General features: G+C 70.8%; 13 protein-coding genes (1 of these 13 only partly in view). 11 read left to right on the top strand and 2 right to left on the bottom strand.

Annotation, left to right across the window (positions count from 1 at the left end; all coding sequences use genetic code 11):
- Positions 1 to 2,351: 2,351 nt before the first annotated feature.
- From FrCorBMG51_RS05290 to FrCorBMG51_RS05315, 7 genes are all read left to right on the top strand, one after another.
- Positions 2,352 to 2,681 carry a CATRA system-associated protein gene (locus tag FrCorBMG51_RS05290; protein WP_047221968.1) on the top strand — a complete coding sequence of 110 codons (330 nt, stop codon included), beginning with the start codon at positions 2,352 to 2,354 and terminating at the stop codon, positions 2,679 to 2,681.
- A complete protein-coding gene (locus FrCorBMG51_RS05295; protein WP_047221969.1) occupies positions 2,674 to 4,368 on the top strand; it encodes a CATRA conflict system CASPASE/TPR repeat-associated protein in 1,695 nt (564 codons plus the stop codon). The genes FrCorBMG51_RS05290 and FrCorBMG51_RS05295 overlap by 8 nt, the downstream gene beginning before the upstream one ends.
- Before the next feature lie 207 nt (positions 4,369 to 4,575).
- Positions 4,576 to 5,694, top strand: coding sequence for a DUF222 domain-containing protein (locus tag FrCorBMG51_RS29340; RefSeq protein WP_052914335.1), 1,119 nt, complete (start codon positions 4,576 to 4,578; stop codon positions 5,692 to 5,694).
- Positions 5,695 to 5,722: 28 nt separating this feature from the next.
- Positions 5,723 to 6,085, top strand: coding sequence for an HNH endonuclease (locus FrCorBMG51_RS33545; protein WP_420848580.1), 363 nt, complete (start codon positions 5,723 to 5,725; stop codon positions 6,083 to 6,085).
- A 131-nt stretch (positions 6,086 to 6,216) separates the two neighbouring features.
- Entirely contained in the window at positions 6,217 to 7,050 is an 834-nt protein-coding gene (locus FrCorBMG51_RS05305; protein WP_086055263.1) for a class I SAM-dependent methyltransferase, read from the top strand.
- 93 nt (positions 7,051 to 7,143) lie between these two features.
- Positions 7,144 to 7,539 carry a limonene-1,2-epoxide hydrolase family protein gene (locus FrCorBMG51_RS24715; protein WP_052914336.1) on the top strand — a complete coding sequence of 132 codons (396 nt, stop codon included), beginning with the start codon at positions 7,144 to 7,146 and terminating at the stop codon, positions 7,537 to 7,539.
- A gap of 457 nt (positions 7,540 to 7,996) precedes the next feature.
- Complete coding sequence (locus tag FrCorBMG51_RS05315) at positions 7,997 to 8,725, top strand: B3/B4 domain-containing protein (protein WP_052914337.1); 729 nt, start codon at positions 7,997 to 7,999, stop codon at positions 8,723 to 8,725.
- Between the two features lie 108 nt (positions 8,726 to 8,833).
- On the opposite strand, the gene FrCorBMG51_RS05320 is transcribed toward FrCorBMG51_RS05315, so the two are convergent.
- Positions 8,834 to 9,742 carry an alpha/beta hydrolase gene (locus tag FrCorBMG51_RS05320; RefSeq protein ID WP_052914339.1) on the bottom strand — a complete coding sequence of 303 codons (909 nt, stop codon included), beginning with the start codon at positions 9,740 to 9,742 and terminating at the stop codon, positions 8,834 to 8,836.
- 178 nt (positions 9,743 to 9,920) lie between these two features.
- Here FrCorBMG51_RS05320 and FrCorBMG51_RS24720 point away from each other — a divergent pair, with 178 nt between their 5' ends.
- Complete coding sequence (locus FrCorBMG51_RS24720) at positions 9,921 to 11,555, top strand: alpha/beta hydrolase fold domain-containing protein (protein WP_052914340.1); 1,635 nt, start codon at positions 9,921 to 9,923, stop codon at positions 11,553 to 11,555.
- Positions 11,556 to 11,731: 176 nt separating this feature from the next.
- On the opposite strand, the gene FrCorBMG51_RS05335 is transcribed toward FrCorBMG51_RS24720, so the two are convergent.
- A complete protein-coding gene (locus tag FrCorBMG51_RS05335) occupies positions 11,732 to 13,606 on the bottom strand; it encodes a flavin-containing monooxygenase (RefSeq protein ID WP_083731324.1) in 1,875 nt (624 codons plus the stop codon).
- 151 nt (positions 13,607 to 13,757) lie between these two features.
- Between FrCorBMG51_RS05335 and FrCorBMG51_RS05340 the strand changes: the two genes are divergently transcribed.
- From FrCorBMG51_RS05340 to FrCorBMG51_RS34480, 3 genes are all read left to right on the top strand, one after another.
- The gene (locus FrCorBMG51_RS05340; protein WP_052914341.1) at positions 13,758 to 14,729 is read left to right on the top strand and encodes an enoyl-CoA hydratase-related protein; all 972 of its coding nucleotides are present in this window, start codon (positions 13,758 to 13,760) and stop codon (positions 14,727 to 14,729) included.
- A 99-nt stretch (positions 14,730 to 14,828) separates the two neighbouring features.
- Positions 14,829 to 16,793, top strand: a complete 1,965-nt coding sequence (locus FrCorBMG51_RS05345; RefSeq protein ID WP_235433331.1) for an AMP-binding protein — start codon at positions 14,829 to 14,831, stop codon at positions 16,791 to 16,793.
- A gap of 8 nt (positions 16,794 to 16,801) precedes the next feature.
- On the top strand, positions 16,802 to 17,029 hold the 5' portion of the coding sequence (locus FrCorBMG51_RS34480) for an SDR family NAD(P)-dependent oxidoreductase (protein WP_476742112.1). Its footprint extends 117 nt past the window's final position; 228 of the gene's 345 nt are visible here — the first part of the coding sequence; it begins with the start codon at positions 16,802 to 16,804; the stop codon falls past the right edge of the window.

Below are 17,029 nucleotides of genomic sequence, written 5' to 3' on the forward strand. Positions count from 1 at the left end.
GCCTCACTGGCAAAGGCAAGGCCCTCATCGAACTCGTCCAGCGTGGCCTTGCTGTTCTGGTTGGCCCAGCGGGCCCGGCCGTAGAGGCATTCAGCCACCAGCGGGGCGTCCCGGGCCGGGTCGAAATACCCACCGGCCTCGGCGTAGAGCTCCGATGCCTCCTCGACCATGGAACGCAGCTCAAGAACACGCGCGACACCGTGCAGGACCAGACCGTGACGGTGTGGCTCCAGTCCCGCGAGCGAATCCGGCTGGGCGGCGGACGCGTACAGGTCGCTGACCGTGGAGTTGTCCGCGAGGCGCGTGAGCAGTTGCCAGCCGGGGCCGGTGCTCGCCAGCGCGGCCCAGCCGGGCAGCCCGGCGGACGCGCCCTGGGTCATCACATGACGTTCTTTCTGAATCTCCGCGCGTAACAGCCGGTGCATCTGCACGGTGGTGACGCGGTTCTGGGTACGGGTGGCGAGCAGGCCGATGTCCCGCAGGGTGTCCAGTGGGGCGCTGTCGTCCAGCCCGAGGGCGGCGGCGAGATCGTCCAGGGGCAGGAGCACCGGTGGCGCCCATGCCACGGCGTGCGCGGCGTCGAGCGCGGCCTGGTCATCGGCCAGGATGCCGGCGGCCAGCCGCCAGACAACAGCCGGGCCGCTCTCCTGCGTGCCCGTCTGCCCCGGGCCCGCAAGCGGCTGCCAGGCGCCGGCTGCCTCCAGCCGCCGCAGCGCCTCGTAGATCAGCGGCCTGCCCTGGGTCACCCGCCGGAGCCGCTCCGGCAGATCGGCCATGTCCGTGGACTTCAGCGGCTCGACGACGATCGGCTCGACCCCCGGGAAGAAGGTGCCCCAAGCCGTGTTCGTGGTCGTCACGATCAGTGTCTGGCCGGGCTTGACGGTCCGCGGCAGAAAATCCCGGATCTTCTCCGGAGGCCCGTCGGCGTTGTCGATGACGACAACCCAGGGCGCGTCGCTGTCCTCCAGCCGCCGCAGCGCCGCCAGGGCGTACGGCTCATGGTCGGCGTCGTCCGTCACAGGGCCGACACGCGACATCTGCTCCAGCTCCGCCCGGGCCAGTTCGGCGCGCAGCGACAGCCGGTCACTCGCGTTCAGAAACCACCCGTACCCGGCGTCGGCGCCGCGAGCCCGCTCGTAGGCCAGCAGGGATTTCCCCATACCCTGTTCCCCGCACAGCACAATGCGTCCCTGACCGCGCTCGAGGTCTTCCCGGACGCCCGCCCGGCTGGCATAGTCCGAAGGGGCCTGCTCCAGCACCGGCAGCCGCGCGTAGATGGCCGGACTCTGCGCGTCCTGGGGCTTACCGAGCGGGTTACGCGCATGTGGTGACGACGGAATATCCAGCAGCAGCGTCGTCTCATATCCCTTGCCGAGCTCGTCGTGTCCACCGTGGACCGCCTCGTCGAAAGGCGCCGGCTGCTCATCGTCGTGCTCGATAGCCACTCTCACCACGTCCACCGGTATGAGCCATGCCGGCAGCCGGGCCCCGGGCCGCAACTCCAGCACCCCGTCCTCCGCCCCGGAACGGGGCCGGACGATATTCCGGAAATCTGCGCTCTGGCGCAGGTGGCTCTTGTCCAGCGGTCTCCTGACGTCGGCCAGAAGAACGGCGTGCCTGGCCTGTCCCCAGGCGAGCAGCGCGACGACCGGCCGGACCTGCGCCCGTAGCAGCAGCCCCGCGAGCATGAGCACGAGATCGAGGCAGGTGCCCTTCTCCCGGCGGACACGGGCCGGATAGCGGATGCGCTGCCAGCCTGCGTGCAGGCCGCTCCAGGCGTCGAAGCCATAGCGCAGCCTCATCGCGGCAAGCACGTTATAGGCATCTCGGACCACCTCGCGGCCGGCTGCCTCCACGAGATCGGGATTCGTTTCGTTGAAGGCGAGCCCGCCCGGTACTCCGAGGTCATCGAAGGACGCGGGATTCACGTAGCGGGCCAGCGCCGCCGTATCCGCCGTGTCCCAGTCCGGCCAGGGCCGCGCCGCATACTGATCATCTCCGGGGTTTTCCCCCGACCCCCCATACGTCATAACGCGATCGTAACGACATGCATACGACATACCGCGGCATGGTCGTACGCAGCCGAATCGGACGACGCCGCATGACTACGATCGATATCCAGTCGGCTGCTCCTCATGCGGCGTGGCGGGAGCGGCAGCCCGATCGTTCCACGGCCGCTCGACCATCCGGCAGCATCCTCGGCCAGCCCCCGGTCACGTCGTCCAGAGGGCTCGGTCACGTCGCCCAGAGGGCTGGAGCCGTGCAGCTTGGCCGGCGGCCGGCCACGGTCACGCGTCAGGGCCAACGATCCTTGTTGTCAGTCCAGTCGTAACAGGAGTAAGTATGGGCATATGGGGGAAACGTCCAGTGATGATCGAATTCGGGACCAGATCCGGCAGGCACTCGACAACCTGCTGGCCCAGAAGCTGCCATCGGCTGGCTGGGAGCAGGTACGGTCGGCGATCGCCGATATCAGGGAGAGACTCGCATCCGGTGACCTCGACCTCGAAAAGGTGCGCAGCGCCGTTCAAAGCCTGCCTGCCCCCGGTCCGGTGCTGGCGAAAAAACTCCAGGACCGGCCACTCGAGGAGCCCGTCGACGAATACACTCGGGAAAGAATCGGCGAGCTGAAGCATCGCGTGCGTGATCCGAGCGGCGAGCAACCAGCCGACGATGAATGACCTCCCAGCTCTGACCGATCATGAGCTGGTCGTTCACCTGTTCGCCCCCGCCGAGGGGACAACCGGTATTGGCGCCTACCGCGAACTGCGACGCATCTGGTCAGCATGCACAGGCGAACTGGCTATGCACAAGGAGATCACGGCAACCCTTCCCACCGCTCCTCCCATCGATCCGGACCTGCTGACGGAAGGCCCGATCGCCGCCTGCGAGGCGGCTGGCGATGGCGTCATCCAGGCAATTTTCCGTCGCGAGCGCGACACCTTCTGCCTTTCACTGGTCCTGGATCCGGCGAATCCGGTGTCCTGGGCGGATCTGGACCGTCGGTGGTCGCGGATCGTGGCCGGCTCCGCGGATTCCCTGTCCGACACGGAAGATTTCCTGTTCGGCGAGGCCCGGCTGTACCTGGCACAGTCCCATCGGATACCCGCCGACGTCCACCATGCATCCCCTGGCTGCGTGCCCCCCGGCGACACCGCCGGCGGGACAGGCCTCGGCGGGATGAGCCGGGAGCTCGCCGCGGCGGTGCGTGCCGCGATGCCTGGCGATGTCGCCGGGCCGTGGTGGCGCGACGGCGTGCTCGTACCGACCGGTTTCGCCGTCTGGGAAGCGGTCGAACGACGCAGCCCGGACGCCGACGCGCGGGCCGTTCGCCGAATCGCGGCGGTCGCGGCCCATGGTGACGGGGACGCGCTGAGCGAGTGGACATGGACCCCTGGCGGTCTCCGGCTTCCCGCGTTTCCCCGCTATCTTCTACATGCCGCGAGAATCCGCTACCAGATTCGGGTCTGGTCGGTGGAACAGCCGGAACTGCGTCGCATCCGCCGGGAGACGGACGAGGTCATATCGGATCTTCTTCGCCGGCTCGGCACCGGCACCGGTGACGGTAGCGGTGACGTTGACGAGGTATCGGACGCCGAGCTGTTCGACGGTTTACAACGGCTGACCCGTCTCGAGCTCAACGACGCCGGGCTGACCCTCGGATCGACCCGGCTGCGGGAAATCCGCCGTACGGTCGAGATCGCGCGTGCGAACATGGCGAAACGGCTGCCGTGGACCGCCGCGGCGGCGGGCGGCCTGTTCGCCGACGACCGTGAGCTGGCCTCCTGGTTCGACGAGCAGCTCGACGACGACAGCAGCTATGCCGAAGCGACGCGGGAACGCGCCCGCGTCGTCAGCACGATCGTCGAACGGGTAATCCGGCGGCGCCAGCAGCAACGGTCCGGGGAACTCCAGGACATGGAGGACACCCTGTACCAGCGGCAGGAATGGTTCACCCGGGTGCAGACGATGGCTATCGGCGTGGTCGGCATGGTACTCACCGCCGTGCAGACGTTCGGTTATCAGCTCCCGCTTCCAGGGCCCACACAGGCCCCGATGATCGTCCTTCTCGGCGCGGTCACACTCCTGTTGTCGTCGGTCGTCTTCCGGTACCGGCATCCGTCCCGCCACCCGGACCCGTCCCACTCCCCGGAGCGCAGCCGGATGGCGAGCCTGGGATGGCTTGAACCGGTCGCGGTCGGCTGCTCAGGGGCGGCCGGGGTGTGGCTCGCCATTTCCTGGATCTCCTACGATCTGGGCTCCCTCGCCTCGCCCGCGTGGACAGCCGGCCCGGCCGGTGGCGCCTTCGCCCTGTGCACGGCGGGCGCAGCCTGCTTCGCCCGGCGGCGGGCCACCACCACGCCGTGAAAGCGGCGGCCCACGGGACAGCAGACCGGTTATTGATCGTCATGGTGCGGGCGGCCCACGGCACGAGCGGCCCACGGCGTCCGCGCCTGACCGTCCGGACTGACTGGCCGGACCGGTTGGCGACGGCCTGCGGGCCCACCCGGAGAGCCGGGAGAGCAGCAGCCGTTAGATGGCAAAATGTCCGAATAGCGAGTTATACTCGTACACATGTTCGATTCCACAGTGGCCGCTGTCGCCACCGAGGCCACCGCGGCCGTGCCCGCCACCGCCACCGGCGCCCAGGCGCACGCGGTGCAGACACGGGTCCTCGCCCGGGGCGGGCGGGGCAGCCACAGCCTGTTCCGCCAGGCCCTGCGCCGCGCCGTCCTCGCGGTGGATCCCGACGGCTCCCACCGCCGGCACACCCACGCCCGCGAAGAACAACGGGTCTGGATCCAGCCGGCCGAGAACGGCATGACCGAACTGGGCGCGCTGCTACCCGCCGTCGACGCCCAGGCCATCTACCAGCGCCTGGACACCCTCGCCCGCGCCGCCGCCGACGGGCCGGACGGGCCGGACGGGCCGGACGGGCCGGACGGGCCGGACGGGCCGGACGGGCCGGACGGGCCGGACGGGCCGGACGGGCCGGACGGGCCGGACGGGCCGGACGGGCCGGACGGGCCGGACGGGCCGGACGGGCCGGACGGGCCGGACGGGCCGGACGGGCCGGACGGGCCGGACGGGCCGGACGGGCCGGACGGGCCGGACGGGCCGGACGGGCCGGACGGGCCGGACGGGCCGGACGGGCCGGACGGGCCGGACGGGCCGGACGGGCCGGACGGGCCGGACGGGCCGGACGGGCCGGACGGGCCGGACGGGCCGGACGGGCCGGACGGGCCGGACGGGCCGGACGGGCCGGACGGGCCGGACGGGCCGGACGGGCCGGACGGGCCGGACGGGCCGGACGGGCCGGACGGGCCGGCGAGGATGGACGGGCCGGACGGGCCGGCGAGGATGGACGCCCGCCGCGCCGACGCCCTCATCGACATCCTCCTCGGCCACGACCGCGGCACCGACATCTCCGTCGAGGTCGGGGTACTCGTCTCCGCCGCCACCCTCGCCGACGTGCGTGACACCCCCGGCGAGCTGGCCGGCTACGGGCCGATCCCCGCCGCCACCGCCCACGACCTGGCAGCGGACGCGACCTGGCAGCGGATCCTGACCGACCCCGCCGCGGGCCACCGGCCGATCGAGGTCAGCCGCCGGTTCCCCGCGCCGGAACTGGCCCGGCTGCTACGCACCCATACGCACCCGGGAACGGACCTGCCGGTTCCCCGGCTGCCGTAAACCCGCCCGGTCCTGCGACCTCGACCACATCCAGCCGCACAGCACCGGCGGCCCCACCAGCGAGGCAAACCTGCTCGCCCTCTGCCGACGCCACCACCGAGCGAAACACGACGGCGGATGGACAGTACACCGCACCAACACCAACAGCGACGCCAACGCCAACAGCGACAGCGACGGCGACGGCGACGCGGTGGTCTGGACCGCCCCGACCGGCCGGACCTACCTCAGCGTGCCCGAACCCTGGAACGACCCCATCCCACCCACACCCCCAGCGTCCACAACCGCCCCTGCCCCCACAGCCACGCCCACGCCCACGCCTGCGCCTGCGATCACGCCCACGCCTGCGTCCACGACCACAAAGGACGGAGGGAGCGTCAAATTTGCAATATAACGAAATGTGATTAAATGACTACTTTCGTCTGGCGGGCGGAACGAGGCCAGCGTGCTGTCTTGGGCCTCGGTCCATCGCCTTTCTGGGGAAATGATTGGACGGCGCGTTTGCCCGCGGCGATTGTGGGCGGCATGCGGCAGGAGGAGATCTGGGGTGTCGATACCGCCCGGCGATATGACACGCCGGGCATCGGCATGTTCGCGCCCGAGGTGCTGGGGCCGGCCGTGGACCGTCTGGCCGCACTCGCGGGCGACGGACGGGCGCTGGAGTTCGCCATCGGCACCGGCCGCGTGGCCGTCCCGCTCGCCGAGCGGGGGGTGCCCGTCACCGGGATCGAACTGTCACGTCCAATGGTCGACCGCCTGCGCGCGAAGGCGGGCGAAGCGGCGATACCGGTCGTTCTCGGTGACATGGCCACCACGGTCGTCCCGGGCGAGTACACGCTCGTCTACCTCGTCTACAACACGATCTCCAACCTGCTCACCCAGGCCGAGCAGGTCGCCTGCTTCCGCAACGCCGCCCGCCATCTCACGCCCGGTAGCCGGTTCGTGATCGAACTGTGGGTGCCCGAGCTGCGCAGGCTTCCCCCGGGCCAGCAGGCGGTGGTCTGGGATGTCGCGCCCGACCACATCGCCCTGGACACCTACGACGTTCTGCGCCAGCACGTCGTCTCGCACCACGTCAGACCTGACGGGAGCGGGCAGGCTCGGCTGACCCGCAGCCGGCACCGCTACATATGGCCGGCCGAACTCGATCTCATGGCCGAGCTGGCCGGGTTCGAGCTGGAGGCCAGGCATGCCGACTGGGGCGGGGCCGAGTTCACCGCCGAATCCCGGTCCCACGTATCCGTCTACCGCCTGCCGTCTCCGGCGGGACACCGGATCCGGTCGCGGCGATTTGACCGCGGCGACGGCACCGCGCTCACCGCACCCAACGCCCAGCGCACCCAACGCCCAGCGTCATGAGTGCGCTTCCCACGCGGGCATCTGCGTCTCGACCGTGAAATGCTCTCCTTCGGAGACCGACCACCCTCTTCGAGAACCAGGAGCCAGTCAGGAATGAGCCACATCACCATCGTCGAGAACTTCTTCAAGCGCTGGAGTGTCAGCTACGACGAGCTGACCGCCTCGTTCACCGACACGTTCACCGCCGAAACGCCATGGCTCGCCGCCCCCGTCGTCCCCGAAACCCACGGCCCGGCGGAGGCCATCGCCTTACTTGAGCAGTTCCGGGCCGGGTACAACCTGGCGACCATACAGGTCCACATAAAGCGGATCGGGCAGACCGGCGACGTCGTCTGGACCGAACGGGTCGACGACGTCAAGGATGCCGACGGCAATCTCGTCGTCTCCATCCCCGTCGCCGGTGTCCTGACACTCAACGACGACGGAAAGATCACCAGCTACCGCGACTACTGCGACCTCCAGGAGCTACAGGCGAAGGCCGCCGCCTGACCGCTACCTGGCACCATCTGAATACCATCTGGATACCACCTGAATACCACGGTGGCGGTGGCCCGTTTACGGTTGCTGCCGCCGACCGGTAGTCCGTCACCGCACAGAAAACGGCCGCCGCCGTTCTGTCGAGCCCGTGCGTGAACTCGACAGAACGACGGCGGCTGCGCGCGGCCACAGTCGGCACGATGGCGCCAGCGACCCACGTGGGGACAACAAACTCCTGTTTTCTTCCGTCTTCGGGAAACATTTTTCCGCTGTCGACGGCGCCAGTGGTCCGTGTTTGTACGACTGGGCCACCGGACCCTCGAAATTGTGTCTGCGCAGGTCAGCGAGGGTGCGTCCGACCAGCTGTCCGTCCTTCCTTCAGGGTGACGGGTCATGCTATTCTACCGGGGTTCTACTGGGGAAACGACGATTCCGGCCGCTGATGATATCACGTGAAAGGAGCGCCTGTATGGGCACTGCGGAGACTGATCTGGTCAGTGCCACCACGGGAGCGGGATACGAGGAAACCATATTCAAGGTGGACGAGGAGGTCCTGGGTCTGGGGCTGACGGGCGTCTATTTTGTCATGGGAAATCTTCGCAACAGGAAGAGCGACGAGCGGTTCGACGCGCTGCTGGCCGACACCCTCGCCGGTCTTCCGAGCTTTCGGTCCAACGAGGATTTCAGGAGCGATCCGGTCCTCGCCGGATTCCGTGACCTGCACACCGCGGTCGGGCGGTCGAACCGGGAGAACGTCGCGTCGCCGGAGAACCTGCTGCGCCTGATCCGCAGGACCGGGACGTTGCCCAGGATCAGTCTTCTCGTCGACATCTACAACCTGGTCTCGCTGCGGACCCGCCTGGCGCTTGGCGCGCACGACCTGACGGCCGTGGACGGGGACATCCGCCTCACGCTCACGACCGGTACGGAGCGGTTCGTACCGCTGGGCGCGACGGAGCCCAGGCCGGTCCCCGCCGGCGAGTACGGCTACATCGACGGCGCCGACGAGATCATCTGCCGGATGGAGACGCGGCAGGTCGAGAAGACCAAGGTGGTGCTCGACACCACCGAGTGCTTCTACATCGTCCAGGGAAACCGGGCCACCGACGCCGACTACGTGTGGGACGCGGCCAACGAGCTGATCGCGCTCACAAAGGAGTTCTGCGGCGGCGACGAGAGAATTCTCTTCGGGCCCTGACCGGGCGGCCGGCCCTGACCGGGCGGACGCGGAGCGCGCTCGCTTCTGTTCCAGGGCCCAGGCCTCGTCCTCGCCTTTCCTATACTGTTTCCGCCTCGTTTCTGCTCCTCATTTTGTCGAGACCTGGCGGACGAACCGGCCGATCTCGTCGACGGCCTGCTGGCCCTCGGGGAGGATGCTGGCGAACAGCGTCCAGATGTGGGTCTGGTCCTGGCCGACGATCAGCCGCGCGTCCACGCCGGCGGCGGTCGCCTTTGCGACGACCCGGACGGCGTCATCATGGAGTACCTCGTCGGTGCCGACCAGGAGCAGCAGCGGAGGTATTCCGGAGTAGTCGCCGAAGAGGGGGGAGAGGTACGGGTTGTCCACCGCGGCGTCACCGCGGTAGAGCGCGCCGAGGCCGTCGAGCGTCTCGCGGGAGGCGATGGGGTCGACGTGCGCGCGGGTGTCCATGGACTCGCCGGAGAGCGTGTAGTCGGCGACCGGGGAGACCGCGACCCCGCCGGCCGGCAGCGGGTCACCGGCGTCGCGCAGGGCCAGCAGCGTGGCCAGGGCCAGCCCGCCGCCGGCGGAGTCGCCACCGACCACGATCCGCTCGGGCGCGGTGCCCTGGGCGAGTAACCAGCGGTAGGCGCCGGTGGCGTCGTCCAGCGCAGCCGGGTAGGGATGCTCGGGCGCGAGCCGGTAGTCGACCATCAGCACCCGGGCTCCGGCCGCGAGCGACACGGCGGCGCCGAACGAGCGGTAGCCGTGGGCCGAGCCGAAGATGTAGCCGCCGCTGTGGGTCCACAGCACGGTCGATCCCGCCGGTCCCGGGTCGACGTCCGGGTGGGTGATCACGAGTGCTGGGATCCCGCCGGCGTCGACCTTCTCGACCAGCGTGCCCGCCGGCACCGGGAAGGTCGCGCACAGCTCCTCGAAGCTGGCCCGGTACTCGGGAATGCCAGCCGGTGGCGCGAGCGCGGCCACCAGATTCGTCCAGTGCTTGCGAACCAGTTCGTTCCCGGGGCTTGGCATGGCCCACCTCCGACACAGTCGACCGCGCCCGGCCGCCGGGCTCCCGTTGCGGCCGTGACACTCGCTATCGGCGAGGGAGTCCATCCAAGCAAGGCCTCCAACCCATGTCAACAGTGTGCTGACAAGAATCATCAACGCAGTGATGACCGGATGTGGGGCAGCGGTCTAACCTCGTGATGTGAATCAGCATGCGCAGGAGCTGCCCGACAGCGCCATCGGTCGCCGGCGCGCCGCGGCCGTGGGGGGCGCCCGGGAGAACTATCACGACCGGCGTACCGGAATCGTCAACGCGGCGATCGAGCTGTTCCGGGAGCGGGGCTTCCGCCAGACGAACCTGGCGGACATCGCCGAGGCGGTGGGCACCGAGCGCGCCACGCTGTACTACTACTTCGCCAGCAAGGAAGAGATCCTCAACGAGGCGGTCACGCCCGTCGTCCTGCGCAACACCGGGATCGCCGAGGAGATCCGGGACTCCGCCGACCCGGCTCCCGAGAAGCTGCGGAAGCTGGTCACCGGCCTGCTGGTCTCCTACGCCGAGCACTACCCGCTGCTGTACCTGTACCTGGAGGAGAACCTCTCGCACGTCGCCAAGAGCCAGCAGGCCTGGGCGGCGGAGATGCGCTCGGTGAACCGCCGCTACGTAGCCGCGGTCGAGGCGGTCATCCGCGACGGTATCGCGGCGGGCACCCTGCGCCCGGTGGCGGACCCCCGGATACTGGCCAACGGGCTCATGGGGATGGTCAGCTGGACCCACCGCTGGTTCAACCCCCGGCAGTCGGCGACCGACGCGCGCAGCATCGGGCAGGCCTACGCGGACCTGCTGCTGGGCGGCCTGGCCGCCCACGACACCACCGCCGCCGGCGCCCCGGCCTGGCTCGTCGGCGCGCACCCCGACGTCGCGCGGGTGACGGCGCGGCTGCGGGCCGCCCAGGTGGCGTCCTACCACACGCTGACCGTGCCGCAGGCCCGGGCCGTGCTGGAGCGGGTGACCGCCATGCAGGCGCCGGAGGTGCCCGTCGCGGAGGTCCGGGACGTGCTCGTGCCGGGCGCCGCCGGCCAGCTGCCGGCCCGGGTGTACCACCCCGCCCCCACCCGCCGGCTGCCGCTCGTGGTGTACGTGCACGGCGGCGGCTGGGTGCTGGGCGGCATCGAGCCGGCGGACCGGCCGTGCCGCCGGCTGGCGGTGGCCAGCGACTGCGTCGTCGTCTCGGTCGAGTACCGGCGGGCGCCCGAGACCCAGTTCCCCGGCCCGCTGGAGGACTGCGTGCGCGCGGTGCGCTGGCTGGCGGACAACCCACAGGCCGTCGGGGCCGACGCCGAGCACCTGGTGCTGCTCGGCGACAGCGCGGGCGGCAACCTCGTCGCGGCCACCGCCCTGTGCCTGCGCGACGGGGGCGGCCCCCGGGCCGACCGGCAGATCCTGCTCTACCCGTGCCTGGCACCGGCCCGGACGAGCACCTTCGCCTCCTACGAGCGATACGCCGACGGCCCGTTGATGACCCGGGCCGAGATGGAGTGGTTCTGGGACCACTACCTGCCCTCGGAGGCCGACGGGGAGGACCCGAGGGCCGCCCCGCTGCGGGCCGTGGACCTCTCCGGGCTGCCGCCGGCCACCGTCGTCGTCGCCGAACTCGACCCGCTGCGGGACGAGGGGCTGGCCTACGCCGACCGGCTGCGGGCGGCCGGCGTACCGACCGAGGTCACGGTGTACCAGGGTGCGGCGCACGGGTTCTGGTGGCTGGACGGGGAGATGCGGCAGGCGAGCGAGCTGACCGAGCAGCTTGCCCGCCGACTGCGCGCCGGACGGGAGTGACAGCCTCCCGCCGGCCCGCGGCGACGAGCCTCCCGCCGGCCTGCGGCGATGAGCTGCCTGCCGGCCTGCGGCGACGAGCCTCCCGCTGGCCCGCGCGTGCCGGCCAGGGGGCTGGCCAGCCGGTGCGCGCGGGCCGGCGGGAGGTCGACCAGGCCAGGGAGTTCAGGCCGAGGAGTTCACCCCTGGTCGGTGGCTGTCTGGATGCCGGCCGTGGCCGGCTGCCTGCCCTGCTGAAAGCTGTCCTGCTGGGAATGTCCCTGCTGGGAGCCATCCTGGTGGAAGCCGTCCGGCTGAGAGCTGTCCGGGTGGGGGCTGTCCGGGTGGGGGCGCAGCATGAAACCGTCGTAGCCGCCTGCGACCACCCGCTGCAGAATCCGCCGGTAGCCGCGTACCCCGCCGGAGTAGGGCATGAAGACCCGCGGCTTGCCGGGTATCTCGTCGCCGTTGTAGTACGACCGGGCCCGGGGGTAGAGGGTTTCCTGGGCACGGGCGTTGACGTGCTCCACCCACTTCCGCTCGGCCTCGGGCGTGGCCTCGGCCTCGGCCAGCCCGTGCTCGCGCAGATAGCCGAGGAGCCCGGCGATCCAGTCGACGTGCTCCTCGGTGGACAGCAGCACGTTGCTCAGCAGCGACGGGCTGCCGGGCCCGCAGATGATGAACATGTTGGGGAAGCCGGCCGTGCCGAGCCCGAGATGGGTCACCGGGCCCGCCGCCCACTTCTGCCGTAACGTCTGCCCGCCACGGCCGATGATCTCGGGTCGTAGCAGCGCGCCGGTCAGCGCGTCGAAGCCGGTGGCGAAGACCAGGATGTCCAGCTCATGGTGGCCGGCGGCGGTGCGCAGGCCGGTCTCGGTGAACCGTTCGACGGGGTGCTCGCTGATGTCCACCAGCTCGACGTTGTCCCGGTTGAACGTCTCGAAGTAGCCGCTGTCCACCGAGGGCCGCTTGGTGCCGAAGGGAAAGCCACGTGGCGTCAGCTTCTCCCGGGTCTCCGGATCCCGGACCGCCTGCGCGATCTTCTCCCGGATGAAGTCGGCCGCGGTCTGGTTGGCCCGCTCGTCCAGCAGGATGTCGTGGTAGGCCAGCACGAAGCCGAAGCCCAGCCGCTTCCACGCGGCCTCGTAGTGCGTCCGTCGCCGCTCGGGGTCGACGTCCAGCGCGGACTGTTTGTTGGGCACGAAACCCAGGCCGCTCGGGGAGTTGCGGGCCGCCTCGCGGCGCTGCCGGTAGTGCGCCTTGACCTCGGCGTCCCGCTCGTCGCTGATCGGCGCGTTGGCGGCGGGGATGCTGAAGTTCGGGGTGCGCTGGAAGACCGTGAGATGCGCGGCCTGCCGGGCCACCACCGGGATCAGCTGCATCCCCGAGGAGCCGGTGCCGATGACCCCGACCCGCTGGCCGGCGAAGTCGACCTCCTCGTGCGGCCAGTGCGCGGTGTGCAGCACCCGCCCCCGGAACGCCTCCTGGCCGGGCAGTTCGGGGCGCTTGCTCACCGACAGCTGGCCGGTGGCCATCACCAGGAACCGGGTCTGCCAGCGCCGCCCGCTCTCGGTGCGCACCGACCACCGGGCGGTGCCTTCGTCGTAGGCCGCTCTGGTCATGCGTTGGTTGAGATGGATGTCGCGGCGCAGGTCGAACCGGTCGGCCACGTGGTTGATGTAGCGCAGGATCTCCGGCTGGGTGGCGTACCGCTCGCTCCAGCGCCACTCCTGCTCCAGTTCCGGGGAGAAGGCGTAGGAGTAGTCGTAACTTTCGACGTCGCAGCGCGCGCCGGGGTAGCGGTTGAAGTACCAGACCCCGCCGATGTCGGGGCCGGCCTCCAGCACCGCGACCGACAGACCCGTCCCGCGCAGCGTGTGCAGGGCTCGCAGGCCGGCGAACCCGGCCCCGACCACGACGACGTCGACGTCGTGGTCGGGGCCGACGGCGTTGCCGTGGCTGTCGGCGTTGCCATGGCCGACGACGTTGACAGGGCCGGCGCCAGTGCCAGGGTCAGGGTCAGGACCGGAGCCGTCAGGACCGGCGTGGCCGGCGGCGTCCCGCGCGTCAGTCATCGATGATCTCCTCCTCGGGGACGCGATCCGACGGTCGCCGTGCACGTCAACATAGTGTTGATTCTCGTGATGTCGCCACCTAGAATCAACGCACGTTGAAAACCTCGTCGGGTTGTGAGGCGGCGTTCTCCGACCGGCCTGTGGATCCGAGGTGCCCGTGAAGCTGGAGACGTTGATCTACGAGAAGTCGGGGCGGATCGCAACCCTGACCCTGAACCGCCCCGACCGGGGGAACGCGCTCTCCCGCAAGCTGCGCGACGAACTCGACCTCGTGCTTGACGACCTCGACAGCGACGACGACACTCGGGTCCTGGTGGTCAGGAGCAACGGCAAGAACTTCTGCACGGGCTACGACCTCACCGAGTGGGGCTACCTGTGGGGCACCGGGGAGCCGTCCCGGCCGGAGGACGCCCGGCCGCACCGGCGCAACCCGATCTTCTCCCGCCGGGAGTTCCACGAGTCCCGTGAGCGCTGGCTGCGGCTGTGGCGCATCCGCCAGGCCACCATCGGCGTGGTGCGCGGGGCCTGCGTGGCCGGCGGGCTCGACCTGGCCGGCGTGCTCGACATCGTGTTCTGCGCCGAGGACGCCACGTTCGGTCAGCCCGAGGCGCGCACCATGGGCGAGATCCACGTTTTCGGCATGTGGCCGATCCACCTGGGCATGCGCCGGACGAAGGAGTGGCTGTTCACCGGGGACTCGATGACCGGCGTCGAGGCCGCCGAGCTGGGCCTGGCCAACCGGGCGGTGCCCGCCGACGAGGTGGAGGCGGTGGCCATGACCTACGCCGAGCGCATCTCGCACGTGCCGCTGGAGATGCTCTACGCGCACAAGGAGTCGACGAACCGCTGGTGGGACGCGATGGGCATCACCGCCGCCATCGCGGCGGCGAACGACGCCGACGCGATGGCGATCGCCGGCCCGGCCATGGCCGACTTCGAGCGGATCCAGCGCGCGCGCGGCGTGCGGGCCGCCGTGGAGGACCGGGACGAACCGTTCTCCCATCACCGGACCTACTGGGAGGCCTACCAGGCATCCAGGGTGGCCAGGGCGCCGAGCGCGGACGGGCAGGCGCACAACGGCCACCGGGAGGCCAGGCCGGCTTTCCCCACCACCGGATCCTGATCCTGTTAGGGGCGGATCATGCTGCTCCCCACGGTGTCTTCCTCTTCTTCTTCCTCTTCTTCCTCGTCTTCCTCGGGGCTTTCCCCAGCGCCTTCCGCGGTGCCTTTCTCGGGGCTCCCCGCGGGGCTGCCCTCGGTGGCGGGGCGCCAGGCGGCGTTGGAGGCGCGCTTCCCCCGGTGGCCGTCGCACCGGCTCGAGCGGATGCTGGACGCGGCCGCCGAGGAGTTCCCGGACCGGCCCTACGTGATCACCGACGAGCGCCGCTGGACCTACCAGGAGATCCGGCAGTGGTCGGTCCGGGTGGCGCGCGGCCTGGTCGAGGCCGGGGTGCGCCCCGGCGACCACGTGGCGATGGTGATGGCCAACTTCCCGGAGTTCGTCGCGGCGAAGTACGGCATCGCGCGGGCCGGCGCGGTGTGCGTGCCGGTCAACTTCCTCAACCGGCGCGACGAGCTGGGCTACGTGCTCGGCCAGTCCGACGCGGTCGCCCTGATCACCATGGACCGGTTCCGTGACCTGGACTACCTGGGCATGCTCGACGAGCTGGCACCCGGCTGGGAGCGCGCCGGCGGCGGTGAACGGCTGCCCACGCTGCGCACCGTGGTGGTGTTCCCGACCAGCCCGGACGGTGGCCGCCCGGGCGCGCGCACCTTCGACGAACTGGCCGCCACCGCCGAGGGATGGGAGCCGGTCACCGGGGTGGCCGCGGACACCCCCGCCGACGTGTTCTACACCTCCGGGACGACCGGCCAGCCCAAGGGGGTGCTGCTCACCCACGACATGCTGCTGCGCACGGCGTACGGCAGCGCGTTCGGGCGGGCGTTCGCCGACGGCCACCGCATCGTCTTCTCGCTGCCGATGTACCACGTGTTCGGCTATGTCGAGGGGATGCTCTCGGTGCTGTTCGTCGGCGGCGCGATCGCCCCGCGGCTGTCCTTCGACGCGGCGGACACACTGCGCGCGATCGAGCGGCACCGGGCCACCGACGGGCTGCTCATCCCCCTGATGAGCATGGCCGTGCTCGACGAGCTGGCGACCGCCGAGGCCGCCGGTCGGGCGTACGGCATCTCCTCGCTGACCTCGCTGCTCGCCTCCGGGGGCGTGCCTCCAGCCGGCCTGTGGGACCGGATCGAGACGGCGTTCACCAGCGCCGGGATCGAGGTCACCACGGGCTACGGCATGAGCGAGACCACCGCCTCGACCACGGTCACCCGGCCTGACGACCCGCCGGAGAAACGGCTGCTCACCAACGGCCGATTACGTGACGTCGGCGTCGCGGGCGACCCGGCGCTGGGCGGGCGGCTGGTGGAGTACCGCGTCGTGGACTCGCGGACCCGCGCCGAGGTGGCCGTCGGCGAGGTCGGCGAGTTACTCGCCCGCGGCCCCGGGGTCACCATCGGCTACTACCGCAAGCCCGCGGAGACCGCCGAGGCGTTCGCCGACGGCGACGGGTGGCTGCGCTCCGGGGACCTCGGCCGGATCGACGCCGACGGCTACCTCACCCTGGTCGGCCGGGTGAAGGAGACCTACCGCTGCGGCGGCGAGCAGGTGATGCCCAGGGAGGTCGAGGACGTCCTGACCAGCCATCCGTCCGTGGCGCAGGCGTACGTCGTGCCGCTGCCCGACGAGCGGATGGGCGAGGTCGGGGTGGCCTGGATCGTCCCGAAGGCCAGTGCGGCGTACGGGCCTCTCGAACAGTCCGGCCCGGCGGAACAGTCTGGCCCGGCCGAACAGTCCGGCCCGGCGGAACAGTCTGGCCCGGCCGAACAGCCCGGCTTGGCGGAGCAGCCCGGCTCGGCCGGACAGTCCAGCCCGGTCGAACAGTCCAGCCCGGTCGAACAGCCCGGCCTGGTGGAACAGTCCGGCCCGCTCGATCTGGCGGAGATCGTCGAGTACTGTGCGGCCCGGCTGGCCCGGTTCAAGGTGCCCCGGCACGTGCTGCCGCTCGCCGCCGCCGACGTCCCGACCACGCCGAGCGGGCGGCCGCGGAAGTTCCTGCTCGCCCGCCGCGCCGCCGAACAGCTGCTGGGGGACGCCGCCGGACAGCAGCTGGGGGAGCGGTGACCGGGCGGGTGGCGCTGGTCACCGGCGCCGCCCGGGGCATCGGGGCCAGCGTCGCCCGGCGGCTGGCCGAGGACGGCCACGACGTTGCGGTGCTCGACCTCGACGAGAACGCCTGCGCGCGGACCCTCGCGGACGTGCGGGCGGCCGGCCGGCGCGGCGTCGCGGTCGGCGCGGACGTCAGCGACGAGGCCGCCGTCCGGGCGGCGGTGGCGAAGGTCGCCGCCGAGCTCGGCGGG

This window comes from Protofrankia coriariae (genome assembly GCF_001017755.1).
Lineage (GTDB): Bacteria > Actinomycetota > Actinomycetes > Frankiales > Frankiaceae > Protofrankia > Protofrankia coriariae.